General features: G+C 43.6%; 21 protein-coding genes. 13 read left to right on the top strand and 8 right to left on the bottom strand.

Annotation, left to right across the window (positions count from 1 at the left end):
- Positions 1-254: 254 nt before the first annotated feature.
- The gene (locus L1271_RS01545; protein WP_010606579.1) at positions 255-3,122 is read right to left on the bottom strand and encodes a TonB-dependent receptor domain-containing protein; all 2,868 of its coding nucleotides are present in this window, start codon (positions 3,120-3,122) and stop codon (positions 255-257) included.
- Between the two features lie 381 nt (positions 3,123-3,503).
- Positions 3,504-5,840, bottom strand: coding sequence for a DNA polymerase II (locus L1271_RS01540; RefSeq protein WP_235366619.1), 2,337 nt, complete (start codon positions 5,838-5,840; stop codon positions 3,504-3,506).
- 167 nt (positions 5,841-6,007) lie between these two features.
- Here L1271_RS01540 and dinG point away from each other — a divergent pair, with 167 nt between their 5' ends.
- The 7 genes from dinG (at position 6,008) to L1271_RS01505 (ending at position 11,713) form a co-directional block, all read left to right on the top strand.
- Entirely contained in the window at positions 6,008-8,077 is a 2,070-nt protein-coding gene (dinG, locus tag L1271_RS01535) for an ATP-dependent DNA helicase DinG (RefSeq protein ID WP_235366618.1), read from the top strand.
- A gap of 2 nt (positions 8,078-8,079) precedes the next feature.
- Positions 8,080-8,859 carry a TSUP family transporter gene (locus L1271_RS01530; RefSeq protein ID WP_235366617.1) on the top strand — a complete coding sequence of 260 codons (780 nt, stop codon included), beginning with the start codon at positions 8,080-8,082 and terminating at the stop codon, positions 8,857-8,859.
- Positions 8,856-9,455 (top strand): primosomal replication protein, encoded by a 600-nt coding sequence (locus L1271_RS01525; protein WP_235366616.1) that lies wholly within the window; start codon positions 8,856-8,858, stop codon positions 9,453-9,455. Before L1271_RS01530 ends, L1271_RS01525 begins: the two co-directional genes overlap by 4 nt.
- Positions 9,455-10,360: a histone deacetylase family protein gene (locus L1271_RS01520; RefSeq protein ID WP_235366615.1), complete on the top strand. Its 906-nt coding sequence runs from the start codon at positions 9,455-9,457 to the stop codon at positions 10,358-10,360. The genes L1271_RS01525 and L1271_RS01520 overlap by 1 nt, the downstream gene beginning before the upstream one ends.
- Positions 10,361-10,387: 27 nt before the next feature.
- On the top strand, positions 10,388-10,660 hold the full coding sequence (locus tag L1271_RS01515) for a late competence development ComFB family protein (RefSeq protein ID WP_010606573.1): 273 nt from the start codon (positions 10,388-10,390) through the stop codon (positions 10,658-10,660).
- Entirely contained in the window at positions 10,657-10,818 is a 162-nt protein-coding gene (locus L1271_RS01510; RefSeq protein ID WP_010375809.1) for a DUF2496 domain-containing protein, read from the top strand. Before L1271_RS01515 ends, L1271_RS01510 begins: the two co-directional genes overlap by 4 nt.
- Positions 10,819-10,918: 100 nt before the next feature.
- On the top strand, positions 10,919-11,713 hold the full coding sequence (locus L1271_RS01505; RefSeq protein ID WP_045989194.1) for an NPP1 family protein: 795 nt from the start codon (positions 10,919-10,921) through the stop codon (positions 11,711-11,713).
- Positions 11,714-11,776: 63 nt separating this feature from the next.
- On the opposite strand, the gene L1271_RS01500 is transcribed toward L1271_RS01505, so the two are convergent.
- Positions 11,777-12,241, bottom strand: coding sequence for a hypothetical protein (locus L1271_RS01500; protein WP_235366614.1), 465 nt, complete (start codon positions 12,239-12,241; stop codon positions 11,777-11,779).
- A 285-nt stretch (positions 12,242-12,526) separates the two neighbouring features.
- Here L1271_RS01500 and L1271_RS01495 point away from each other — a divergent pair, with 285 nt between their 5' ends.
- From L1271_RS01495 to L1271_RS01480, 4 genes are all read left to right on the top strand, one after another.
- Positions 12,527-15,637: an efflux RND transporter permease subunit gene (locus tag L1271_RS01495; RefSeq protein WP_235366613.1), complete on the top strand. Its 3,111-nt coding sequence runs from the start codon at positions 12,527-12,529 to the stop codon at positions 15,635-15,637.
- Positions 15,638-15,651: 14 nt separating this feature from the next.
- A complete protein-coding gene (locus L1271_RS01490; RefSeq protein WP_235366612.1) occupies positions 15,652-16,725 on the top strand; it encodes an efflux RND transporter periplasmic adaptor subunit in 1,074 nt (357 codons plus the stop codon).
- Positions 16,726-16,863: 138 nt separating this feature from the next.
- Positions 16,864-17,619, top strand: coding sequence for a Nif3-like dinuclear metal center hexameric protein (locus tag L1271_RS01485; protein ID WP_235366611.1), 756 nt, complete (start codon positions 16,864-16,866; stop codon positions 17,617-17,619).
- A gap of 21 nt (positions 17,620-17,640) precedes the next feature.
- Entirely contained in the window at positions 17,641-18,444 is an 804-nt protein-coding gene (locus L1271_RS01480) for a methyltransferase domain-containing protein (RefSeq protein WP_102057255.1), read from the top strand.
- Between the two features lie 12 nt (positions 18,445-18,456).
- Here L1271_RS01480 and map read toward each other — a convergent pair whose 3' ends face one another.
- The 5 genes from map to L1271_RS01455 all read right to left on the bottom strand — a co-directional run bounded on the left by map (position 18,457) and on the right by L1271_RS01455 (position 23,140).
- Positions 18,457-19,227: a type I methionyl aminopeptidase gene (gene map, locus L1271_RS01475; RefSeq protein WP_017216249.1), complete on the bottom strand. Its 771-nt coding sequence runs from the start codon at positions 19,225-19,227 to the stop codon at positions 18,457-18,459.
- Position 19,228: 1 nt separating this feature from the next.
- The gene (locus L1271_RS01470) at positions 19,229-19,429 is read right to left on the bottom strand and encodes a ParD-like family protein (protein ID WP_010606564.1); all 201 of its coding nucleotides are present in this window, start codon (positions 19,427-19,429) and stop codon (positions 19,229-19,231) included.
- Between the two features lie 380 nt (positions 19,430-19,809).
- The gene (locus tag L1271_RS01465; protein ID WP_102057256.1) at positions 19,810-22,083 is read right to left on the bottom strand and encodes a TonB-dependent siderophore receptor; all 2,274 of its coding nucleotides are present in this window, start codon (positions 22,081-22,083) and stop codon (positions 19,810-19,812) included.
- Between the two features lie 197 nt (positions 22,084-22,280).
- The gene (locus L1271_RS01460; protein WP_130125958.1) at positions 22,281-22,655 is read right to left on the bottom strand and encodes a rhodanese-like domain-containing protein; all 375 of its coding nucleotides are present in this window, start codon (positions 22,653-22,655) and stop codon (positions 22,281-22,283) included.
- On the bottom strand, positions 22,652-23,140 hold the full coding sequence (locus tag L1271_RS01455) for a hypothetical protein (RefSeq protein WP_235366610.1): 489 nt from the start codon (positions 23,138-23,140) through the stop codon (positions 22,652-22,654). Before L1271_RS01455 ends, L1271_RS01460 begins: the two co-directional genes overlap by 4 nt.
- A 113-nt stretch (positions 23,141-23,253) precedes the next feature.
- On the opposite strand from L1271_RS01455, the gene L1271_RS01450 reads away from it, so the two are divergent.
- On the top strand, positions 23,254-23,772 hold the full coding sequence (locus L1271_RS01450; protein ID WP_235366609.1) for a hypothetical protein: 519 nt from the start codon (positions 23,254-23,256) through the stop codon (positions 23,770-23,772).
- Positions 23,773-24,186: 414 nt separating this feature from the next.
- On the top strand, positions 24,187-25,815 hold the full coding sequence (locus L1271_RS01445; protein WP_235366608.1) for a methyl-accepting chemotaxis protein: 1,629 nt from the start codon (positions 24,187-24,189) through the stop codon (positions 25,813-25,815).
- Positions 25,816-25,900 lie beyond the last annotated feature (85 nt).

Genomic DNA, 25,900 nt, shown 5'->3' with positions numbered 1-25,900 from the left:
CTTTTTTTACCCATTTTGTTATTCATCGCAAACTTTCCTTCTTTGCGCAACAATATGGGGACAAAAATCGCACTAGACCATCAAGTGTTGCTATGTATCAGTTGTTCATTGTAAGCATCACTGTGTAAAAGCAATCAATACGCTGTTGGAGTTGTTAAGGAAAAGTGTTTAGTGAGATCGGACTCGGACTTATTTTTGAGACAAAAAGTCGGCCTCGATTTGAGGCCGACTTGAGTCGAAATGCTAAACTTTGTTTAGAACTTTTGAGTTACACCCAAGAAGAACTGACGGCCGAATAGCTTGAAGTTACTTTCATCAGTGTTCGCATTGAACGCTGTTTCAATATAAGGAGGTAGCTCGTCCGTTAGGTTACGAATACCGGCTTGCACCGTTGTGTTCGTGTCAAATGAGTATTGTGCTGTTAAATCGTGATACACATATGAATCAACTTTAGCAACTAAACCTGCTAGTGAATCGTAATTATCACGCTTAATGTAAGTTAGATCACCGTACTCAAGACCAGACTGATAGTTTGCAGCCCACACAACACGTAGGTTGTCTAGGTCATAACGTAGATTGAATAAGATTTTGTCTTCAAAGTAAGACGTGTCATCTTCAAATCTGCCAACTAGATCTTCAACGATAAATGTACCTGTTTCACCATCAAAGTTTTCTTCTCCACGCTCTAAGAAGTGAGTCCATGATACGCTAGCAACAAATGCACCGAAGTCTGTGTCAAATGAATAATTCACATCAAGGTCGATACCGCGAGCAGTCATACTTTGTAAGTTTGTAGTGCGACTGTCTACACGGTCAACTGAACCATCAAAGCCACGTGAGATTTTTGCACACATATCTTCGATAAGACCAGCATAACAACCCTGCAGAATATCATCAGTTGCTAGAGAACCAATTTTACCCTCAATGTTGATATCCCAGTAATCAATAGTGACACCTAAGTTTTCAACAAAATCAGGAGCCCACACAAAACCAATAGTGAATGTTTCGCCTTCTTCAGATTGAACACCTGTGTTGCCACCTAAACGTGTACGAACTTGCGCGTCAGCACTGTTGTGACCGCCTGCTGGAGCCCCCATTTCAAGACATTTAGCCTGACCGGCTGCAGATAAACCACCAATGTTTGCCGCAGAACACGGATCTGAAGCGCTTTCAAATGAATCAAGCTCTGGCGAATACAAATCGCTTAGCGTTGGTTCACGGTATACTTCGGAATAGTTTGCACGGAACTTTAAGCCATCAAAAATGTTTGACTCAATTTTAGCCATCCAAGAGAAGTTTGAACCAGTTGTGCTAAAGTCGTCATAACGTGCACCTAGCGTTAAATCTGCAGATTCAACACCTAAATCACGAACTAGTGGGATCAAGAACTCTGCCGATGCAGCTGTGTAGTTCTTAGATAGACCTGTTAGTGGCTTACTGGTGTTACCAGTCACTGAATCAAAGAACTTACCAGAATCATTTACTTGTTCAAACTCAGTGGTGTAATACTCAAGGCCAAATGCACTTGAAACATAACCTGCTGGGACTTCAAATAGCTCACCAAACACGTCAACACGAACTTGGTGGAATGAATCATTATAGTGATCGCCTAGTGGAGCAGTAATGTAGTCAAGCATCTCTTGCGTCACAGTTCCTGGGCCACCAAATACATTTAACGATACACAATCAGAAATAGGTGCGTCAGGCGTACCACATACCACATTGCCAGCGTCATCTTTGAATGATGGGCCTAAAGCTTTTGCTAGGTGTGGACCGTATAGCTGACCAAAGTCAGTATCTTGAAGGCTATTTGCACCATAGTTGTAGTAAGCATCGAACTGCCAGTTATCGTTAATTGCGCCCTTTAGACCTGCAACTTGTTGGAAACGAACATAATCTTGTTCAAAGTAACGACCACCCTCTAGCATACGACGACGAGAGCGATAAACATCTTCACCGAATGGGTTATAGTAGTTATCAGCTGACACACCGTTAGCCGTCGAACCATTTGACAGTGTAACTACATAGCCTGGGTCATAGGCTGTGTCGAAAGGTACAGCCGCAAGTTCCTGTTTTGAGGTACGCTTATTGATGCGTGTTTCTGTATATACAACAAGGTCATCGTTTAACTCAAATGAAGTATCAACAAAGAAGTTAACGACTTCAAAAGGTGTTTGCATTAAGTTTACTGGGTTGTAATTGTAAGTATCGTTTACCTCTCCACCGCCGACAAATGGACGCATGTCGCTTAGAGAAGGCTTACCGTCACCACCACTTGGGCATTTGTCGTTGGTAAAGTTACCTTTACCTTCAACGTAGAAATTACCACAAGGAGTCGAACCAGACCCTAAAATGAATACGTTCGCATTGTCACCATCTGGAATTAAACCGTTCTCGTAAAAGCTCTTAGCACCTTCTTCTGAGAGCACCTGCCAAGGGTATTGGAAGAAGTTAACATCTTTCACATCACCCTGATAGATTGGATCCTGCTTGGTATAATCGAAACCTACTGTGATATGACCTGCATCGAACTCTTTACCACCAACTAGTTGGAAGCTTTGCTCTTTACCACCACTAAACATGTCATACCAAGACGTTGTTGCTTTAACTTCAACACCAGTAAGTTCTTTTTTGGTGATGATGTTTACAACACCAGCCATTGCTGACGAGCCATACGCAACCGAAGCACCATCTTTTAGAATTTCGATACGGTCGATCATTGCAGCAGGAATATTCTGGAAGTCTGCACTTACAGGCTTACGACCATTGATAAGTACTAGCGTACGCTCTGAACCTAAACCACGTAGTTCTACAAATACACCACCACTACCGCCGTTGTTACGCGTTGTTGTTGCTGGTGATCCAGACATAACTGGGTTTGATTGAACAAATTCACCAACGTTACTGATACCCATATCGCCAAGCGCTTCGCCGCCGATAACAGTAATTGGGGCAGTAGATTCAAGGTCGGTGCGCTTTAAGCGAGAACCTGTAACTTCAATACGCTCAACGCTTTTCGCGCCTTCTTCTTCTGCAACTACATTGGTTGCAAACACGGCAGCGCTAGCGCCACCAAACGCGATCGCTAAGCGAATCGCCTTAGTTAACTTATTGTTTAGCATGTGAATCACCCTGGATTGTTTTATTGTAAACAGCTTGTATTAATTATTATTTTGCCGCCTTGTTAATTTCTAAATTGGCAACATTAGGGGCAAGATATTAAACAAACACCCGAGTAATGATCAAGGTTAATTATACCATTTTTTGCAATTACCAATTGCAGGCACAAAAAAACCACAACATAAGACATTGAATTAAAACAACAAAACAAAACAACCGTGAGCTTGATAAAAATAAAAATCCACAAAAACGGGACTAACTATGAAAACAAGGTGAAACACACCATTTTAGTTAACAAAAAAGGAACTTCATTTTAGTGTGTTTTTGCTGATCAATTAATTTTGAGGCTTGAAGGTGGCTGCAATTTGAAAGCACGATCCCTATTAAATCAAATCGAAACTTTGTTGCCCATCGGAACGAATTGATAGCTTAGATGCATTTGGAAGCATCTGATATATAGGAAGAATTTGTTTTTCAATGTATTGATAATAATCAATATCTACGAGCTTGCCTTGCTGCGCGAACTTGGGTCCATCGGTACTTAAATAATACGGTATTTGCGCCCCCTTTTTAGCAGTTTGCAACAATCCATCTTCGATAGCTTGTTTCGCCGCTTTTACCTGAGGAGGGATATTTTTTGTATATAACTCAACAGACTTACCAAGCTTCTTTTTATAAATGAGTTTTTCGTCTACTTTTCCAGCGAAAATCTCATTTATGTATTGATGAGTGATCTCAACGGTGTCGAGCCCGTCAAACAGCGCGCGAATAATTGCTTGTTGATATTCCTTTGCAATTTCCGTCCAATCACTACGCACGGTCTCCATTCCTTTAAAAACCAGCTTTTGCTCGCCAAGATCTGTGATCTGCCCAACATATCGCTTTTTAGAGCCGACTTCTTGACCACGAATGGTGGGCATAAAGAATGGGCTATAATGTGTTTCAAACTCTATTTCTAAATAACTGTGAAGACCAAAGCTTTCCGTAAGTAAAGCGCGCCAGCGCTCATTAATTTCTACCATCAGCTGCTTGCCTATTGCTTGGCACGCTTCGCTACGCAAAGACTCGGGTAAACAGACGAAAGTTGAGTCGGTATCGCCGTAGATCACCTCATATCCAAGCTGTTCAATCCAGGTTCGCGTTTGTTGCATTATTTGATGACCGCGCATCGTTATTGAACTCGCAAGACGAGGATCGTAAAAGCGACAGCCTTTTGAACCAAGTACGCCATACAAGCTATTCATGATGATTTTAATCGCCTGTGAGAGCATCATGTCTTTGTCTAATTTAGCTTGTTCACGTGCGCTGGAGAGCGCGGCGACTAAACCCGGTAAATGATGTTCTGTGCGGCTAAATTTACCTTCATTAAAGCCCTCTATGGCACGTTCAGGATGCTGTAATCCTTCAATTAACCCCATAGGGTCAATGCAAAAAGTGCGGATAATTGAGGGGTAAAGGCTTTTGAAATCGAGTACCAAAATATTTTGGTAGAGGCCTGGCTTTGAGTCCATGACATAACCGCCAGGACTGTCAAAGTTAATACCATGCTCAGATAAATTTGGTGCAATGTAACCGCTACGGTGCAGTAACGGTAAATACAAGTTGGTAAACGCAGCGACTGAGCCGCCCATTTTCTCGAGTTCCAAACCCGTCAACTGAGTTCGAGCGAGGGCAAATTCAAGTAAGTTTAGTTTACTAAAAATGTCGAGCACCAACTGACAATCTTGTAAGTTATACGCTGCGAGCGCCGGTTTATCATGATGAAACTGCCTGATGATTTCCTCAAGCCTGTCGTCCTGTGCGATAAGCTTGGTAGCACCCAAAATCTTCTCAGCCACAAAGCTCAGTTTAAATGTTTCAAAGTGATAGGTCGCATTTTTCATCATATCGATGCCATCTAGCATCACTCTCCCCGGAATAAACACCCGGGTATAGTTACCTTTGAAGGTTGACATCGCTCCGCCATCTCGCCCTATCGCAAGTACGACGCCGTTAGCCTGCGCGCGCTCCACAAGTATTGCGGCATCGAACTCAATCACGTTCCACCCGATTAACACATCTGGGTCTAAACGATTCACTTGCTTGACCAGCTCTTCTAGTAACGCAATTTCATCTTCAACCCAAACGACATCGACGGCAGCATGTTGCGCCTCACCTATCATGATCACCAGCTTTTTGGTATCGGTCACTAAACCCACCGAAAATAAGACCCCCTCGCCGTTACATTCTATATCGATAGAAAGCATTTCAAGGTGTGGCCTATAATCATCGCAAGCCTTAAATTGCGCCTGAGTAATTTCGATATAGCCCGGTTTTTGCGTGGCTTTACCTTTGACCCAAGCAGCTCCGCGAATAAAGCGCTCCATTAAATAGCGGTCGGAATGGCGAATATCCTCTTCATATAACGCGATTTTATTTTCAAGTAGCTGTTTTGCTTCATAGAAGTGATTCAAGGTGCGAAATTTCACAACACAAACAGGAGCTTGATCGAAGTGCTTTAGTTGACTTGGCGAGATGCTAAACTGCAACTGAGCGCGACTTAGCAGCAGCTCTACTTCCGTTTTTTTATCTTGTTTAATGAAAAAGAGTGGCTGCTCATCCTCTACCCACACCTTGAGTAACTGATGTTGCGATTTGAGCCAATAACACAAGCGCAGTTGGCCATTTACCTGCATCTGCTGTCTCGATAAAATAAAGCCCTGATATATCGCTTGTGCCAACTCCAATACCACCCTAAAATAGACGAATCACTGTAATTATATCCACCTGTTTATTGAACATAAAGTCACAAACAGAATAAAACCTATCCGTTAACGCAGTGATTAACTAAAAATCGAGACTCAAGTGGTAGGCTTGCTTCATATCAGAACTCTAGGCTAAATAGATTATGCTCTCAGACAAACTAAAAAAAACCATCCGCCAAGCACATCAAAATGTCGCCTCCGCTTTAGATGGCTTTCGTCCTCGTCCGAGTCAAAATTATCTGGTCGCCGAAATCGCAAAAACACTCTCTGGTGATTATCACCGCACTCAACGTATTTGCGTGATTGAAGCAGGAACAGGTACTGGAAAATCTTTAGCCTATCTACTCGGCGCGCTTCCTGTTGCACTCTCAAGTAAAAAGAAACTCGTCATCTCGACTGCAACCGTCGCTTTACAAGAACAGCTGATCAACAAAGAGTTGCCATTTTTAAAAGAACATTCAGGCATAGACTTTAAATTTGACCTCGTAAAAGGCCGTCAACGCTACATCTGTGTACAAAAACTGATGGCCGCCGTCAGCGATGATGAGATGCAAATGTCGATGATGCCGACAACCAGCAGTCCGCTTTCTCAAATGGAGCAAAGGTGTTTAAGAGAGTTGGCACTTGCTTACCAAGAAAAGCGCTGGCAAGGTGATAGAGATAGCTGGGAAGACACAATTCCAGATAAAGTTTGGAATGTTATCGCTTGTGATAAACACGCCTGCCAACGGCAACTAAAATCTCATCACTTATGCCCTTTTCATTTAGCTCGACAAAAGATTGCACAAATGGATGTGTTGGTGATTAATCACGCTTTGTTACTGGCCGACTTAGAACTAGGTGGCGGAACGATATTACCGGAACCAGAAGAAACATTTTACGTAATTGATGAGGCGCACCACCTGCCTCATATTACCAGAGATTTTTCTTCTGCAGCGGCAACGATTAAAGGCACTATCGAGTGGCTTGAAAAGCTACTTAAGTTTAGCGGAAAGATGGCAAACACCGTGGTTTCGCAAAAAGCCATTGGGCAGAATTTCAAACTGAATGATGCAGCCAATGACGCTGCGAAGTACCTTAGAGCGGTAAGGGATATACTCGATCAGAGCGACTTTACTTATAACGATGACGATACCTACCGCTTTAGTCATGGCGAAGTACCTGAAGCGCTCACCGTAAAAGCAAAAGATATTGCGGATGCCACGCAAGATGCACTGCGTTGCCTTACCAAAATGCATGATGCTCTGTCGGGCGATGTTTCAGACGGCGATGTACAAGCTTTTTTAGCCGACCCATTATTGGTTGAAAGCGGTCAATATATCAACCGACTTGAGCAACTCAACAAACTCTGGTTTAGCTATGCTCGAAAAGGCGACAGCGTGCCACATGCAAGGTGGATAAAACGCTTAGAATACAAACACCATCACGACCATTTACTTTGCGATTGTCCGATTGAAGTCGGCTATTATTTGAAGGATCACCTCTGGCGAGAGTGTGCAGGCGCGGTGCTCTGCTCCGCAACCCTCAGTGCTTTGGGCACATTCGATCATTTCGCCCACGAAAGTGGGTTGGCAAAAGAGCCTGGTGTTAAATATATCAAGGCTGATTCTCCGTTTGATTATCCCAATCAAGCGACATTGCATTTGCCAAAAACCCAAACAGATCCAACGGATAAAGCCTTTAGCGATTATTTAGCGGATGCCCTGCCAACCTATTTAGACACCAGTAAGGCTAACCTTGTACTGTTTGCTTCTTATTGGCAAATGAATCATGTGGTAGAAAAATTAAGAAGTAAAAATCTCAATATTTTGGTACAGGGTGAGCTTTCCCGTGACGCCCTACTCACTCGTCATAAAGCAAATATCGACTTAGGTCGTGGCAGTATCTTATTTGGTACACAAAGCTTATCCGAGGGACTAGATTTACCCGGAAAATACTTAGAGAACCTCGTGGTGACTAAGATCCCTTTTGCCGTGCCAACGTCCCCTATTGAGGAAGCCCAAGCGGAATTCGTGCAAAGTAAAGGGGGGAATCCATTTTTATCTATCACTGTACCCGATGCTGCAAAGAAATTAGTACAAAGCTGTGGTAGACTGCTGCGTAAGGAATCAGACTCCGGCCGTATCACCATCTTAGATAGACGTTTAGTTACAAAACGTTATGGCAAAGCCATGCTTGATACTCTGCCACCATACAAAAGGCAAATTGATTAATAATGTTTGAACTCGCTTTAGATCCCACAACTTGGGGGTTACTTTGCTTAGTCGCACTGGCTGCTGGATTTATTGATGCAATTGCAGGTGGTGGTGGGCTGCTAACCGTACCAGCTTTGCTTACTGCTGGCCTTCCTCCGCATTTAACCTTAGGTACCAACAAGCTCGCCGCGAGTTTTGGCTCCTTAACCGCGAGCTTTACCTACTACAAAAAGCAGTTATTCAAACCTAGCTTTTGGATTGGCTCTATTATTGCCACTGCGATAGGTGCCGTATTGGGCACATTACTTGTCGACTTTTTAAGTATCGAGTTTTTAAATAAACTTATTCCCGTTATTATCATCGCTGTCGCAATTTATAGCTTAATCGGTAGGCTAAGCCCAACAGACTCCCATACTTTGCCAGAAGCGAATCGAGCACTCAAAATCAAGCAATGGACGCAAGGTTTATCATTGGGATTTTTTGATGGTATGGCAGGGCCTGGTACTGGCACGTTTTGGACTGCGTCTAACAGTATGCTCTATAAAATGAGCTTACTTTTAAACTGTGGTCTTGCTCGTTCAATGAACTTTGTTTCCAACTTTATCTCGCTTATCACCTTTGTAGCCTTGGGTCATGTAAACTTTATGCTGGGTATCACCATGGGCGCCTTTTTAATGTTTGGAGCTTGGCTTGGTGCGCATTCTGCGATTAAGTTTGGCAACAAACTAATCAAACCACTCTTTAACACTGTGGTTATTGTACTTGCTGGCAAGCTCATTTTTGAGGCTTATTTCTCGTGAGCACAGGGCTTATCAAGCTTGAGCAACAAGTCAGCCGCTTAAAGCAACAAGCAGCGCAATTTGACTCCGCGAAATGGTTTGATAAGAATCGTTATATGCAGTCACAGCCCAGCTTATTTGATGCCCGTGTATTTCGAACTAAAAGCTTAAAGCTCAGCGACTATGTTGAAGAAATAGCAGAAGCAATGTCCCACCTACCGCCAAGTGCGCAGCGCCACGCCTTTACATTTGCCATCGAGCGGATAGGTTCACAAATGGAAGCCGTGTTGAAGGTGTTAAAATCAACCCCGGTCTGGGCGAAAGAAAACAAACTGAATACACCAAAAAAAGCCAAAGTGTATAAGAAGGCAGTGCAGAAGATTATGCAGTCGTCCCATGAGTTATATCAGGAGCTGTCACAAAATCATGAATTTGAGCGTCGACTGCAAGAAATGATTGATCTCAGAAGACTACAGATGGACAAAGCAGATCCCACTCAAGCTGCCAAGCTCAATGCCGAAATATTAGCCCTTCATGCCCGCCTTGGCCGCTGTAGAAAAGCCATTTCCGCCACCGAGCAAAAAATTCAAGAAGTTGAGAAAAGTCAGAGCCGTTAATGCTGTACTACCACCCTATTTATAGCGAGTTGAGCCTGCCTGAAAAGCATCGCTTCCCTATCAGCAAGTATAAAAAATTATACCAACGAATAAACGCCAGTAAATTTGCTAAATTTATCAAAGAACCCGAGCAAAAAATCACAGCTGATGCACTGCAACTTTGCCACGACGGTAATTACGTTGATGGCTTTCTAAACGGCACGTTGAGCGAAAAAGCAATTAAGAAAATGGGCTTTCCTTGGAGTGAGCAACTAGTTGAACGCACTTTGATTTCTCTAGGTGGCGGTTTAGCGGCAGCAAAGTATGCGCTCGAATATGGATTTGGAGCAAACTTAAGCGGCGGCTATCATCACGCACATCGCGATTTTGGCAGCGGCTTTTGCATATTTAATGATTGGGCGGTGGTCGCGGCAACGCTCATTGCACATCAACGGGTTGAGCGAGTGCTGATCTTTGACTGTGACGTACATCAAGGCGATGGCACAGCAACGATCGTTGCAGATAGAGACGATATCATTACCTGCTCCATCCACTGTGAAAGTAACTTTCCTCGCATTAAACCGCAATCCGATTTGGACTTTGCCTTACCTGTGAATACACAGGATGCGCAATATGTGGCAACCGTCCGCGAAGCCTTACAACTGGCGGTTCGATTATACCAGCCAGACATCATCCTCTATAACGCTGGTGCAGACGTCTATCAAGGCGATGAACTAGGACACTTTAGTGTTTCAAAGCAAGGTGTTAGAGCTCGAGATTCGATTGTTTTTGAGTATGCTCATCACCTCAATATCCCATTAGCTTTTGCTCTTGGTGGGGGCTACCAGCGCGACGTTGATCATCTTGTAGATATACATCAACAAACCTTTTTGGCTTTGTTCGATAACCCCGCTATTATGATATAAACTTAAAAGGAATGTGCAGGAGGCTGTATGAAGTTACATGATGATATTCATAATTATTATGAGAAGCTGGTCGTCGAACATATCGTCCGTCGTAAGTTAGATAAAATTTATGATGAAGACGTAATGGCTGACTTTTGTTGTACTGTATTGAACCAACTACCATCGCGTTATATTCGCTACGATGTCGACATGGAGTTTTACCTGCCTCAGCCCGAGCGTGTAAAAATGGAACAGGCGGTAGAGCGTGCGATTGATTTTGCCATTTCACAAATCGCTAAAAAGGAACAATTTCAAGTATGAGTACCCCTTTAGAACAAGCGCCAACTCATGTAAAACTTGCCGTCGACCTTATTATGTTGTTAGAAGAGCATGATCTTCCTGCAGAAGAAGTCATGGCTGCACTTGAAATTGTCAGATCTGACTTTCAAAAAAAGCTAAACAACCAACAAAAAACTTAACATTAAATATACATTTAAGTCATACTTCTTTTTTAACCTTAGATTCTAATCGATAGCGGTTGTGCAAAACGGCACAACCGCATTTATTAAGGAAAGCAGTATGACAACAACACAACTCCCTTTATTGTCTCTCGCAATTGTTGCAGCGTGTACACAATACGCTTACGCCAATGACTTTGCGGCATTAGACGAAGCCCTACCAGCCCCCTACATTATCAATGGTACTGAACCTGTGTTCGATTTTGACGGTGATGGTTGCCTGCCTAGCGCAGGGATCAGTAGAACTGGCGTGCAAAATTCAGGGCTAAAAACATCGGGGCGCATCACAGGTGATTGCCGAGATAATCAATTTTTAAATACTTCTAATACTGTGCATCGCTACGCCTGTAAAACAACGACTAGCGGCGAGTATTGTGGACACTTCTATGCACTTTACTTCAAAAAAGATCAAGTGTTTGATTACTTTGGTGGTGGTCACCGCCATGATTGGGAGTATGCAGCGGTATGGACTCGAGATGGGATAGTTACACACGGTAGCTATAGCGCACATGGCGACTTATTCACTAAACCTGCTAATGAGCTACCATTCGAGAACGGCCATTTAAAAATTGTCTATCATAAAGACGGCATTTTGACCCATGCACTGCGCTTCGCCAAATCAAACGAAATCGCTGAAAACCACTATTACCGCTTTGTCACACCCGCTATCATCAGTTGGTACAAAATGGCTGGAGATGGAATTTCGAACACGGAGTTACGAGAAAAGCTCAATCAATATGATTATGGCTCTGCCACCTTGCCCGTTAAAGACAGTCGCTTCCTCAATAACCTTAATCGCTTTAAACCCAGTGACTACCCAGTGTACTCACAAAGTGATGTAGATAACGCTCAGTAATTGCTATCACAAACTCACCTCACCCGTCGGTGAGGTGAGTCGATATGCTTATACCAATAGGTATTAACCTGCATCTTGCTTTTGCCTCAGCAGCCTTGCTCGCTCTAATTTATATTGTGCAAAGAAAATACTATCCATTTCACTTGTTTGCGGATCGATAAAATAGGCAATATCGCTTCTATATGGCTCAGGTGAGAAGTGTTTGCCATCTTCCCAATAGAGCACAGCGTGTTTTACTAATTCACTCAGATAGGTGTGATCCCACGCATAGTGACAAAAACCATGGTGCTCCCCCAAGTTGGGAGAGTATTTTTTTTCAATATGCGCCATTTGCCCAGTATTTTTGTAATCCGCAAATTGTTTAGCATCTTGCTCTGCAGATTGAGGATTGGTGAAATAGGCAATATCACGCCGAGGGGGTAAGGCTTGCGGTAATCCAAATTTATCCGTTACGCCACTGCATTTTACGACGATCCACTGGACAAAATGTGCTCCGATAACGTGGTCCCATTTTAACGCAACGTACATATAACCTCCTTATGAACATCATTTATCAATTATTGCAAAGAACTGATCATGCTCGACTAAGTTTAGCCACTTCTATTGATCTTACTAGTACAAGTTCATTTGCCTTTAATTCAGATCAAAAAGTTTTTCAAACTATAAAAAAGCGTTACAAGGTATTACAGAAATGCGCTTTATCGCTTATTTTCGCCGATTTAGCGCTAACTTTAGCAAACGTGAATTTCACCTTACTGGCACTTTTTTTACATCCCACTACAATGCAGAAAAAGCAAGATTGGAATATACCTAATGAACGTGACACGCGGTTCGCTAAAAAATCCAGCGAGTGTAATTGTCATCTTGGTGTTGATTATTTTATTTGGGCTGTTAAGTATATTTAAACTGCCCATTCAGTTGACGCCAGATATTGAGCAACCACAGATCACGATTTTCTCGGGATGGCGCCAAGCCGCTCCAGAAGAAATAGAATCGGTGATCATCGAACCGCTAGAAAATGCGGTAAAAAACACACCTGGCGCACTTGAAGTTAATACCAACATCAATCGTGGTAATGGCTCTATTACGCTAACATTTGCGGTGGGTGCAAATATGCAACAAGCGATGCTTGATGTGCTAACAAGCTTAAATCAGGCTCCGCCGTTGCCACTTGATGCGCTAGACCCAGTCGTATTCGCCGGCGGTAATAACGGTGAAGCAGCAGCCACTTTGTTGGTCACGCCCAAAGACTATCAGGCAAATAGTCTCGATTTTGATATGGCGCAGTTTCAAAAGCAAATCGACGAGTTTATTGAACCAAGACTTGCACGAATTCCCGGCGTGGCACGTGTCGATCTAGCGAGTAAGCGGCCAAAAGAGCTGCGTGTTACCTTTGATCCGCACAAAGCCGCCGCGCTTGGTATTAGTTTAGATCAAATCAGTAATGTACTTGCAAGCTCTCGCGATACCTCTGGAGGTCTTGCCAACGTTGGGCGTCGTCAATATACCGTGCGATTCACTGGCCAATATGACCTTTCCAGTATGGCTCAAATGCGTGTCGGCTACTCTGGGGACAGGCCAATCTACTTAGGTGATATTGCAAGTGTTGAGCGCACCTTTTCAGACCGTTTGGGCATGAGTGGCCGCAATGGTAAACCGGCCTATTATATTCGGCTCTCTCGGGCCAACGAAGCAAATACCGTTGCCTTGCTTGATGAAATCAACCTTGCAATTGATGAATTAAACCAAGGGCCGCTGGCTGAAAATGGCTTATCGATTGAGCTCAGCTTTGATGCCTCCGTCCACATTCGTAATGCACTTTCTTTAGTAAAAAGTAACTTAGGCCTTGGGGTACTCTTATCTTGTTTAATTCTGTGGCTATTTTTTAGAGGCTTAAAAGCAACCTTGGTGATTGCAGCTACAATCCCCATTTCATTGATGGTCGCCTTTCTCGCACTTAATATCTTTGACCGTAGTCTAAATGTGATCTCGTTGGCGGGATTGGCATTTGCAGTGGGCCTTGTACTAGACGCCGCTATCATAGTCCAAGAGAATATCTCACGCTTAAGAGCTGAAGGATTCGATAACAAAAAAGCCGCCTTAAAAGGAGCTGCCCAAGTGACAGGAGCATTATTTGCTTCGACAACCACCAGCGTCGCCATCTTTTTACCAATTCTCTTTATGGCGGGTATTGAGGGACAGCTATTCTCTGATTTAGCACTGACACTCTCGATTGCCGTTATTGCGTCAATGTTGTGTGCTATTACCCTTATTCCACTGGCAAACCATTTGTGGCCAGACTCTGAACTAAAACCAGATCCTTATCATCAATACTGGCAAAAGCTCACCAACTTCATCATGAAGTTGACCAATAACAGAGTAAAGCAACTTACTTGGATTGGCGTATTACTGGGTGGCTCGGTGGTTGCAACCATGACCATGCTGCCAAAAACTGACTTTATGCCAAGAGCCCCCACCGATGGCTTTTTCTTTAACCTAGTGACACCACCTGGTGGCAACGTACAGTTTATGGAAGAAGAATTGCTGCTGCGCGTGAAAAAACGCTTAATGCCCTATTACCAAGGCGAAAAAGAACCTGGTATTAAAGACTTTAATTTCTATGCGTTTGGCTCTAATGCTGGCGGTTTTATCTATTCAGCCGACCCTCAACGTGTTGAAGAACTGATGAAAGTGGCCAGAGAAGAAATCTTCGTTGACCTTCCCGATACTCAAGTATTTTTCTTTCGCGGCTCCATGATCCAAGTCGCCAATGGCGGCGATGGTCGCGATATCAATATTGACCTTACAGGTCCCAATATGGACGACTTAATCTCAGCTGCTCAAGTGGCTCTACAAGCTGTGCAAACCGCACTCCCTGAGGCAACGGCCAGACCTCAGCCGCGATTGGATATGGCAGAGCCAGAGCTTAGATTAACGCCTAACGATCGCAGGATCACCCAAGCGGGATTAACGCGTCGAGATGTATCTCAAGCGGTACAAGCTTATACCGGTGGATTATTCGTCAATGAGTATTTTGATGGTAACGAGCGTATGAACGTTATTCTTCGTGGTATCCCTTGGCAAAGCCCTGAGGAACTAAAAGCCTTGCCTATCGTAACCCCTCAGTCAGGAATTCAAACTCTCGGCGAGTTGGCAAATATAGAACGTACAGTTGGCCCGACGCAACTGCGGCGTGTTAATGGTCGTCGCACAGTCAGCATTGTTGTCACGCCTCCGGCTGATATGAGCCTGCAGCAAGTGCAAACCATCTTGAGTGAACAGGTGATGCCAAAAGTGCGCGCAAGCCTACCGGCCAGTGCGGGTGCTATTTTGGCGGGAAATGCACAAAAGATGAATTCCGCAATGGAAGAAATGGCACTGAATTTTGTCCTCGCGTTGTTCATTTTGTTCTTGTTAATGACCGCGCTATTTAAGTCTGCCAAAGACAGCGCCTTGGTATTGTTAGTGATGCCACTGGCTATCGCAGGTGGCGTGCTGGCTCTGTATATTTTAAACCTCTTTACCTTCCAGTCCTTGGATTTACTGACCATGATAGGTTTTATCATCTTGCTTGGGCTGGTCGTAAATAATGCCATTTTGCTGGTGGATCAGACTCGCGTTGCGATGGCATCAGGTATGAGCCGTGAAGCATCGGTCAGACAAGCGGTGTTACTAAGAGCAAGGCCCGTTTACTTGAGCACCTTAACCAGTCTGTTTGGCATGCTGCCACTAATGCTCGTGCCAGGCGTAGGCTCAGAAATCTACCGCGGCCTTGCGACTGTCATCGTCGGTGGTATGGCTATCAGTGCTTTATTTACCTTAGTGTTGATGCCGAGTTTATTGCAACTTGGGCGGCAAACTCCGCCATCCGAAACAAACAAATCAACGGCCAAAGCCCCGCTCAGCCTAGTTGCCAATCAGTAAGTAGTGAGAACAGAATGAAAAACCCGATAAAACAGACACTTCAGGCCCTAGCACTATGTGCTGGGATCGTTGCGCCACAAGCCATCGCCGTGGTGCCAGTCACCGTCGCAGAAGTGACAAAAGCCCCTCTCACGAGCGAAATTGAAGTTAGTGGCACACTGTATGGGAAAGACGACGTGACGCTGACCGCCGGAGTTAGTGGCCGTTTGTTGTACGTAGCAGAACCCGGTACCAGTGTCGCAAAAGACGAAATCTTAGTACGTATGGACACACTTCCGCTGGAACTCGATAAGGCCCGCCAAGCCGAATTATTAAATCGAGCCAAGATCAATTTACGCTTATATCAACAAGAATTGACTCGATTAAAGAAGCTCGCAAAAACCAGCAGTGCGGCAGAGAGTCAAGTCGATGAAATGCAAAATAAACATGACCTAGCGCTGTCGGATATCGCCTTAGCAGAAGTCGAACTTAAGGTTATTGACGATAAGTTGACTCGCGCAACGGTCCGTGCACCATTTGATGGCGTTATCAGTGAACGTTTTAAGCGCGCGGGTCGAGAAATAAACCGCGCCGACGAACTGCTCACCATATTAGATATCCATCATCTAGAAGTTCGCCTATATGTGCCCGTTAAATACTTAAAGTTTTTGCAAAAAGGCATAGCGCTGCCAATCCGTTCTGGTGATTTATCGCAGCCAGATAACACGTCAGCAAAAGTCACAGCGGTGATCCCCTCAACCGATCCGCGCTCACAAACCGTTGAAGTGCGTGCAACACTCGCAGCAGATCAAACCCATAGGTGGGCAATTGGTCAATTAGTTGATGTAGCGGTGCCGCTCACCAGCAAACAAGCCGTATTGCTGGTTGACCGGGACGCCTTAATATTACGTAAACAAGGCACCCATATCGTCAAAATAGATGAGCAAAATAAAGCCGAACAAATTCCTGTCACCGTCGGCAATGGCAAAGGCCAATGGGTGGAAATTACTCCCCGCACCAGCGATATCTTACATGCCGGTGATAGAGTCGCCGTTCGCGGTGCTGAGCGCCTGCAAACAGGACAAGACGTCGAGGTGACAAACCCTTAATAACAAACCAGTTACTAGCCCAATGAGCTCACTCATGGACGAGCGGCTCATTTTTCTTTTCCACCCCCACGATATTCTCCCTTTTTGATCTATCGTAAAACCAGTTAAACTAGCGCTATCTAAGAGTTAGGGGGTGTTATGAAACGAACCAAATTAGTGAATCAATTAACGGAATTACTGAAGCCATTTCAAATTAACGATTACTGTCCAAATGGTCTGCAAGTAGAAGGAAAAGACGAAATCCAAAAAATCGTCACGGGTGTTACCGCAAGCCAAGCTTTAATTGATGCCGCTATTGAACGCGGTGCAGATGCCATTTTGGTTCACCACGGCTATTTTTGGAAAGGGGAAGATCAGTGTGTCACTGGCATGAAAAAGCGCCGACTACAAGCCCTGCTTGCCAATGATATCAACTTAATCGCTTACCACCTTCCACTGGATGTTCATCCTGAACTCGGGAATAACGCACAGCTCGGTAAGCTACTTGGGCTTGAATATGAAAGACCGCTTGAACCTTGGAATAAAAATAGCGTAGCGGTAAAAGGTAAATTAACGACGCCAATGACTGCTGTTGATTTTGCCGCTTTAGTTGAAGAAAAACTCGGTAGAAAGCCGCTCTTAAATGTTGCAGGCGATCATCCAATTAGCACTATTGCTTGGTGTACAGGTGGTGGGCAAAGCTTTATCGATCTCGCAGCAAACCAAGGCATTGATGCCTACTTAACGGGTGAAGCATCAGAGCAAACCATTCATTCATCTAACGAGCAACAGATCCACTTTATCGCGGCGGGACATCATGCCACAGAGCGTTACGGCGCGAAGGCACTTGGTGAATATTTGGCAGCGCAATATGGTTTGGATGTTGAATTTATTGATATCGACAACCCGGTTTAACCGTTTGGTGTGATCTCGCATATGGCTAGAAAAAAGCAGCAGCAAAAACCGGCACCGACAGATAGAAACTTTGCTGAACTGACGCACAAGTTTAAAAACAATATCTATGGCACCAATAAAGGCAAAATCAGAGAAGCTGTGCTCAAGCGTGACTTGAGCGCACAAGTTGACTGGTTAACGCAATCAAGTGGCAAACGCATATTAGATGTTGGCGGCGGACAAGGGCAATTGGCGCTCTTTCTAGCATCGCTTGGCCACCATGTCACTGTGATTGATATTTCAGAAGAGATGCTTGAACTTGCCAAAACGCGCGCGCATGAAGCCGGACTAAATGACCTGCTGCATTTTATCCACGCGCCCCTGCAAGCACTCGATACGCTGAACTTAGGACAATTCGACTTAGTATTGTGCCATGCGGTGCTTGAATGGCTGGTTGAGCAACAAAGTGCGCTTATGCTGCTAAAGTCGCAACTAAGCGAAACTGGCTTGCTTTCGCTAATGTATTTCAACCATGAGGCGCACCTGATGGCCAATATGGTGTACGGTAACTTCGACTATGTGCAAAAAGGCCTTAAAGTAAAGCAAAAAGTAGGTCTCAGTCCCAATAAACCAATTAGCCAAACTGACATGGCAACTTGGCTTGATAAGGCAAAACTCAGCGTTATGCAAAAAACCGGTGTTCGCTGTTTTCATGACTATTTAAGGGAGTTGAGTAAGGCGGATGAAGATTTTGACGCTTTGCTCGCCTTAGAGCTTAAATACAATCGCCAAGAGCCCTATGCATCTCTAGGTCGTTATACCCACTTGATGCTAAAACAAGCGTAAGTACAGCACTGCTTACGCTTCTTCCGCTCTTAGGGTTAACACTTCAACGCCGTCATCTGTTACCAACACAGTATGCTCCCACTGCGCCGATAGCTTTTTATCTCGGGTTACCACAGTCCAGCCATCTTTTTTGGTTTTAATTTTTGCGCTACCCTGATTGATCATCGGCTCAATGGTAAAGGTCATCCCAGGCTTGAGCGTCATCCCGGTATTTGCTTTGCCATAGTGCAATACATTTGGCGCTTCATGCATCTCTCTACCGATCCCATGACCACAATACTCGCGTACCACAGTGTAACCGGCTTTTTCAGCCACTTGCTGTACAGCCGCACCGATGTCCCCAAGCTTTGCTCCAGGTTTAACCATTTTTATTCCAGCCCACATCGCTTGGTAAGTCGTTGCCACTAATTTTTTGGCTGGGAGTAATGCGTCTGGCATCACATACATTTTGCTGGAGTCGCTGATAAAGCCATTTTTCTCAAGCGTAATATCGATGTTTACAATATCAGAAGACTTTAAGATTTGTGATTTACTCGGCACACCATGGCACACGACCTCGTTCACAGAGCTATTAAGGACGAACTGATAACCATATTGACCAAGGCTGGCAGGACGCGCTTTAAGCTCATCAACAATAAAGTTGTGCACTTTGTCATTAATCTCTAGCGTAGAAATTCCGGGTTCAATCCAACTATCAATATAGTCAAACACTTGCGTAAGCAATCGCCCGCTTTCGCGCATCAATTGGATCTCATCAGCGGTTTTGAAGGTAACCTCTTGCATCTCAATTTCCTTTTGGCTGTTGTGACTTCACTCGCGTCATTTCTGCCGTAATGATCTCTGTAAACGTAAGCGTTGGATTGCGCTCGGCAAGTCGCCCAATTTTAATCCAAAACTCAGCCTGTGAATTGATTGAGCGCGACATCACAGTGCTTGCTTCACGGATCTCATCGTGTAGTTCATCTGAAATTTTTACGATACCCATTTATATAAACCATACACATATCATATATAATTCATATAATAACGGAGTTGCGGAACAATGCAAAATCTAATGCCAGTTTGCTTATTAACCTGAGGTTTGGATAAGGAATGTTCCAACTCATTGTTGCTAAAGTACAACTTAGTTTTTTCCTTGTCTAGCCAGCAAGTTTTAGGGAAAACAAGGCGAATTTACGCACCAATAGCTGGCTATTGGAAGTGAATTCAACGCAGTTAGCGCTAAAACTGGCTGCTAGAAAGGCATTAATTATCCGCAGCTCAGGTTTATTATGTTGAAGCAAAAAAATTTAAGGCAAAAAATGCACCGCCTCGGCGGTGCACTCCGTATTTTAAGCTTAAGTCACCCAAGCTTAGGTTGACTCACTAAAAGCTATAGCGCATCCCTAATTGCCAATTGAACGGTTCGCCGTGCATTACATAGCCGTCCCAAGATGAAATACTGTTGTAGTAACTTTCATCCAGTAGGTTGTTGAAGTTAAGCGACACACTAAGCTGTTCACTCACTTCATATCTTGCCATTAAATTAAGTAACGCTCCGGAAGATTGTGTGATCTTATACGCCTCGCTACCGCCGCCCGGCAATGGCCTTTGTGGTATTGCATAAAAGCTACCTTGCCAATTAATTCCAAGCCCCGCAGTCAAGCCGTCAACAAACTCGCTAAAGTCATAGGTGGTATACAGGTTTATGAGCTCTTTGGGCTGATCCGTTAACAGCTCTTTGCCATCTTTTGATTCAGTTTTGTGTTTTGATAGCCCTAAGCTGATATTCCACTGCTCATTGATAGAGCCTGTAAATTCAACTTCAAAGCCTTCTGTCGTATCGCCTTCACCGCGCTGAATATATGGCCTATTGCCCTGCGGAGTTAGATAGCTGTCTGGGTAGTTTGGATCGACAATCGCAAGCCCATTTTCAACATTACGATACACCGCCGCCGTAAAGTTCAAGGTGTCATCAAGTAACTCACCTTTTACCCCGAGCTCATAGCTTTCGCCGGTGCTTGGGTCGAGCATTTTATCATTGATATCAAAGTAGGCTTGCGGCTGAAATGCCTCTGTGTAGCTCGCGTAAACACTATATTGCTCATTAATATCAACCACGAGCCCGGCATAAGGGGTGACTTCTGTATCCACCTTTTCATGATAGCGGTTACGAAGAAACTTACCGTTATTAGGATCATAAAGGTCAATATCGTACTCCCAATTGGTGATCCTAGCGCCAACAATAAGTTTAACATCATCATGCGGGTTAACACGCACGGCCACAAATCCACCATTAGAGTCTGTTACCGTCAAACTATCACGGCCTAAATCTTTAAATGGATAGCGCGGCACGTCACCTGTCCAATCGTGAAAATTTAACCCTTCTAATGAAATAGTAGTCTGGTCGGCTTCATTACCAAATGACGTACGCTCCCGCTTGAATTGGTTATAGCTGAAAATGACATCATGCGTACGACCAAATAACTCAACCGGGCCTTGGAGTGACAAGTCTATTGTCTTTTGTTCATCTTCGGAGCTACTTATTACAGCACTGTAACCGAATCCATTATCGCTGCTACCATCTGGGTTAATAGGCCCATCAGGATAAACGAAAAAGAGCTGCCCACCTTGCATCTCAATGGTATTGTATGTCGCGATGGCATGGAGTTGCCAATCGTTTTCAAACGCGTGATCAAGCCCAACAAAATAGGTGTATTCTTCGATTGGCCAGCTACTCCATTTTGCCGTCATCCCGGTGTCACCACGGCGTCCCTGATAGCGACTACCATCAGCGTAAAAGTAAGGTTGAGAGTGGCTATTTATCGCCCCTTTTGAAGCAGTATCAGCATATTCCACACCGAGTCGCAATAAGGTGTAATCGGTCAGATCAGCCTCAACGGTAGAATATATAGACGTTTTCTCCTGGCTATAACGCTCAATGTAGGAATCTCTTTCATAATGTGCAGCAACAAAGCGGCCGCGAATACTGCCCTCTTGGTTTAACCCACTCGCCACATCCACCTCTGCGCGGTAATTATCCCAACTACCAGCCGAAACCGCCACACTGCCCTTAAACTCATCGCTTGTTGCACGTTTTCTTACTAAGTTTACGGTCGCGGTTGGGTCACCAACGCCAGTTAATAAACCATTTGCACCACGTACAATCTCAACACGCTCATAAGCAACCGCATCACCATTTACATTTGGTCTTCGGCCACCTGGGAACTGTTGCACACCGTCTATTTGGATTAAATTGACATCACCGCCACGTACAGAAAAACGTGTCCTATCAAGACTGGCTCCCCGCTTTGCATAAAAGCCCGTTGCATGTTCCAAGATCTCATCAATGTTAACCGTCTGCCAATCTTGCATCATTTGATTTGTGATAACGGTCACCGCTTGAGGCGTCTCACGCTGTGATAAAATCATTTTTAATGCCGCTTTGTTCGAAGACTCGGTGTAATTTTTTACACTCGTACCAGTCACATAAATATGCTCTAGTTCTTGAGCCCTACCATCACCCGCGGCATCAGCAGCTAACGTATCATCAGCAACTTCAGCGGCATGTGCATTGCCGTGTAGTGAGAACAGCACAAAAGTGGCGCAAAGAGAGAGTTTTAAAGAATTATTTATTGTACGTGAAGATGAAGAGCACATCGTTTTTCCCTAAATTAACTTCATTATGAAAACGATAGTGATTATCATTTATATTACCAACTCTTTCAAGTTCCTTTTTTAGTTATATGCCGTTATTTGAAGCGCAATTCAAGTGTGGCAGTGACCAAAACTTATTAAGCTTTGCCGTTTACCTTTTGTTTTTACCCGCTACTATTTACTCAAAAAGTAGGGAGCCCCTATTTCTTCACCACAGGTAAAGACTCCGCCAGCCACTTATTCATATCACCTTCTAGGTGTTTTAAGGTGTAGCCTTTTGGCGCTAGTGCCTCAATAAAGATGCCAGCCCTACGCCCAGAGCGGCAGTACACAACGAGTGGTGTATCAGTCAATTTAGTCAGTTCTTCCTGATGCGTCTCAATCTCGTTAAAAGGAATGTTTATTGCCCCTTTGATATGTCCTGCGGCAAACTCTTCAGGGCTTCGTACGTCCACTATGGTGTAAGCGTCTGCTGACATTTGATTTACCATCAGTGCTTGCTGTGTGATCGTTTCCGATTGGGCATAGCAAATACTGCTAACAAACCACATAAAGCTAATAATCAGTTTTCTCATTTTTCAGTCTCCTTTTTGTACAATCCATCAAATACTATTTGCCACTTTTCAGCCCCTTGCTTACTCAGCCAAACCTGACGTACCGTACCATCTGGGTTCGCAGTCCATGTTATCTTATCCGTCACCTTAATACCTGCTGCATTTTTCCTATCCCCTTGTAATACCATTTTCCCTTCATGAAGCTCACCATCCAACCGTAACAACAGTCCGCTATTATCCACCCAAGTTTGATGCCAACGATGAGTGGATGCATCATAAATATTTATACTCTCACCACGATACCCAAGTTCATTGGTATAACTTTCTTTAATAACACAGCCATCATACGCACGGGTAATGCGATTACGCCCAGACTCAAGACCTCCTACGCTCGTTACCAACCAATCTCCAAGCCAAAAATCAAACTGTCTAAATCCTTGATCTTCACATTTAGCAAAGCTATTACAGCTAAAAAACAAAATACTAATAACCAACCATACCTTCATTTCACTGACTCCTTATATCCAACCTTGTTAGCTTAGCGGGGATTAACCAAACAGCTAAAGAAATCAGAAAATACTCCGATACAGTTAGAAATAGAGATAACAAGGATAACGTTATGGAAATTCAAATGAAGCCACATCACTTTGCCGACGCACTAAACGCAAACAACGAAACACCCACTGCCACAAGTAACTCCACAGAGGAAACGGAAGAAAAACCAGCAAATGAAACCATACTGACTGAGTTTATGGACAAAAAGGCAAAGAAATACAAAGGTAACAACCCTAATTTTAAGCAACAATATGAAATGTTAGAACAGTCAGAAGCCCTAATGAAAGAGCAAATCCAACATTTACAACAGCTTATTAGCGAGTTAAAAAAAACACCTCTGCAACGAGCTATAAAGGTATCCACAGTAAGCGATGCTGATATCCCAACAACACAAGAAGATACCCTGAGATATGAGCATACCGGCGCAAAACAGTATCGCGATAATGAAACAGAAAAAGAAATTGAGATTTTAACCCAACAACTTGATGAACTTAAATCACAGCATGCTGATGTAAAGCAACAGATGATCCAAATGGTACTTGATGAAATGACTAGGCAACGAGATAAAAGGTATGAAGTCTAAATAGTCCTAGCGCTTCTATTACTTCATAACAACTGAACTAAATCAATATTATGCAGATTTCTACAACTAAAATTTTGGTGAATTTTAATTCACCTAGGCTACATACCCCAATCTCATCGTTCAACGCTATCTATAAAGCTCCATAAAACAAAGATTTAAAACAAAAAAACAAGTGATGTGGCAAAGTTAAAAACCGGACATTTTTTAGAAAATAAAACCACATAAAAAGGATAAAAAACCACACTTACTTTCAGCTAAAAAATCACAAATCTAAAACACAAAATATAATCAACAAATAATACAAACTGCAAACATTAGCAAAAAACATTTAATTATTAATATCACCTGCTTTTCAAATACAATACTGCCCCTTTAAATATCAATCATCATCCATGGATTCATTGAGCTTCAATAATGCAGTTAAAAAAACTATCTATTTCTAACCAAATAACGTTAAGTTTCACCTTACTTTTTGTCATTTTCATTGGAGTTGGCTTGATGAGCTACCAAGGAATGAAAGAAGTGAACGCCAATCTGAACGACATAGTCAGAACCAGCATTCCATCTATGGAAACCATTAAAGACATTAAAATTGACTTAGCAACTATACGTAAAGATGAGTTTAGTACTGCATTAAACCCTGAAGACCCAGAGGTGCACAACTGGCTTGCTATTTTAAGAGATCTGAAGAAGTCATTGAATGACAAGATAGCATTTTATCAATCATTGCCAGTCAGCAAAGAAGAAAAGGCACTGTTCAATGCGTTTATTACCGCTTGGCAGCGATACGTCAATGCGACTTATCATTACGAAAGCCTTATCCTAAGTGGCAACGCAAAAGAAGCAAATCGAATCATTTTAGATAGCTACCCTCTGTTTGCCAACGCCATGTCTGAGCTTAGTGAACTGGAAGCATTAAATGATAGCAGTGTTGAAAATTCTGAGCGCTCGGCTATATCAGCAGTTAATAGCACCCTATTTACTTTAGCGATTTCTGGATTACTCGTTGCAGTAACCATAGTCATTATCTGCATACTTTTGAGTAAAGCGATTAAGACACCGCTTGCTTTATCCGTGGATCTTGCGAGTAAGATAGCCCGTGGCGAGCTAAATCACGCAATTGCACTTGAAGATACAGGTAAGAACGAGCTCGGTTTATTGACCCAATCTTTAGATAAAATGCGTTCACAGTTACACGCCTTAATCACCATGATCAATGACTCAGCCATTCAATTAACTGCGGCAGTAGAAGAAGTAAATGCCATTTCTTACCAGAATGCACAAGGTATGAATGTACAGCAAAATGAGCTGCAATCCGTCGCATCCGCGATGACACAGATGCAAGCGGCGATTAGTGAAGTGGCTAAAAGTACAGAAATGGGCGCTGAATCAGCAAATCAGGCAAGTGAAAAAGCCAGAGAAGGCAGCGACGCACTTAAATCAAATATCAATCATATTTCAGACGTTGCACAAACAGTCACATCTGCAGGTGAACTTGCCAATAATCTCGAAAAAAACTCACACAACATTAATGTGGTTGTTGACGTAATCAGAGAAATCGCGGAGCAAACGAATCTATTAGCATTAAATGCTGCTATTGAAGCTGCTCGTGCAGGTGCTCAGGGACGTGGTTTTGCTGTTGTTGCGGATGAAGTCCGCTCACTGGCCCAACGCACCCAAGATTCAACCACGCAAATTGTTGAAATCGTCAACGACCTACAAACCAAGTCGAAGGAAACCGGCGTGGCAACCAAGAGCTGTGAGCAGGGTATTGCACTTTGCGTTGAGCAATCAGAAGTCGCCGGCAATATGATCCATCAAATTGAATCTCAAATTGATAGCATCGCAGCCATGAGTACACAGATCGCGTCAGCTTGTCATCAGCAATCTGTGGTTTCAGAGGAGCTGAACAAAAATATCGAGACTATCAATTACTCGGCTGTTGAAATGACCGAAGGCGCCAACCAAACCGCGACGGCGTGTAATGAAATGAGTAAACTTGCCCACGACTTAAAGTCGCAAGTCGACAAGTTTACGCTCTAAAATACCGCCATAATGGATAAATAGCGCCTAAGCCTAGGTACGGCTAGGCGCTATATAATTGAGGCACTCTATCATCAAAAAAACA

The organism is Pseudoalteromonas sp. OF5H-5 (genome assembly GCF_021530695.1).
Lineage (GTDB): Bacteria > Pseudomonadota > Gammaproteobacteria > Enterobacterales > Alteromonadaceae > Pseudoalteromonas.
This window is presented reverse-complemented; position numbering and strand designations above follow the sequence as displayed.

What these genes read in the sequence shown, in the direction of transcription:
- L1271_RS01545 (WP_010606579.1), bottom strand. Translation starts at nt 3,122, where the DNA reads ATGCTAAACAATAAGTTAACTAAGGCGATTCGCTTAGCGATCGCGTTT.
- dinG (WP_235366618.1), top strand. Translation starts at nt 6,008, where the DNA reads ATGCTCTCAGACAAACTAAAAAAAACCATCCGCCAAGCACATCAAAAT.
- L1271_RS01530 (WP_235366617.1), top strand. Translation starts at nt 8,080, where the DNA reads ATGTTTGAACTCGCTTTAGATCCCACAACTTGGGGGTTACTTTGCTTA.
- L1271_RS01520 (WP_235366615.1), top strand. Translation starts at nt 9,455, where the DNA reads ATGCTGTACTACCACCCTATTTATAGCGAGTTGAGCCTGCCTGAAAAG.
- L1271_RS01515 (WP_010606573.1), top strand. Translation starts at nt 10,388, where the DNA reads ATGAAGTTACATGATGATATTCATAATTATTATGAGAAGCTGGTCGTC.
- L1271_RS01510 (WP_010375809.1), top strand. Translation starts at nt 10,657, where the DNA reads ATGAGTACCCCTTTAGAACAAGCGCCAACTCATGTAAAACTTGCCGTC.
- L1271_RS01505 (WP_045989194.1), top strand. Translation starts at nt 10,919, where the DNA reads ATGACAACAACACAACTCCCTTTATTGTCTCTCGCAATTGTTGCAGCG.
- L1271_RS01500 (WP_235366614.1), bottom strand. Translation starts at nt 12,241, where the DNA reads ATGTACGTTGCGTTAAAATGGGACCACGTTATCGGAGCACATTTTGTC.
- L1271_RS01495 (WP_235366613.1), top strand. Translation starts at nt 12,527, where the DNA reads ATGAACGTGACACGCGGTTCGCTAAAAAATCCAGCGAGTGTAATTGTC.
- L1271_RS01490 (WP_235366612.1), top strand. Translation starts at nt 15,652, where the DNA reads ATGAAAAACCCGATAAAACAGACACTTCAGGCCCTAGCACTATGTGCT.
- L1271_RS01485 (WP_235366611.1), top strand. Translation starts at nt 16,864, where the DNA reads ATGAAACGAACCAAATTAGTGAATCAATTAACGGAATTACTGAAGCCA.
- L1271_RS01480 (WP_102057255.1), top strand. Translation starts at nt 17,641, where the DNA reads ATGGCTAGAAAAAAGCAGCAGCAAAAACCGGCACCGACAGATAGAAAC.
- map (WP_017216249.1), bottom strand. Translation starts at nt 19,227, where the DNA reads ATGCAAGAGGTTACCTTCAAAACCGCTGATGAGATCCAATTGATGCGC.
- L1271_RS01470 (WP_010606564.1), bottom strand. Translation starts at nt 19,429, where the DNA reads ATGGGTATCGTAAAAATTTCAGATGAACTACACGATGAGATCCGTGAA.
- L1271_RS01465 (WP_102057256.1), bottom strand. Translation starts at nt 22,083, where the DNA reads ATGTGCTCTTCATCTTCACGTACAATAAATAATTCTTTAAAACTCTCT.
- L1271_RS01460 (WP_130125958.1), bottom strand. Translation starts at nt 22,655, where the DNA reads ATGAGAAAACTGATTATTAGCTTTATGTGGTTTGTTAGCAGTATTTGC.
- L1271_RS01455 (WP_235366610.1), bottom strand. Translation starts at nt 23,140, where the DNA reads ATGAAGGTATGGTTGGTTATTAGTATTTTGTTTTTTAGCTGTAATAGC.
- L1271_RS01450 (WP_235366609.1), top strand. Translation starts at nt 23,254, where the DNA reads ATGGAAATTCAAATGAAGCCACATCACTTTGCCGACGCACTAAACGCA.
- L1271_RS01445 (WP_235366608.1), top strand. Translation starts at nt 24,187, where the DNA reads ATGCAGTTAAAAAAACTATCTATTTCTAACCAAATAACGTTAAGTTTC.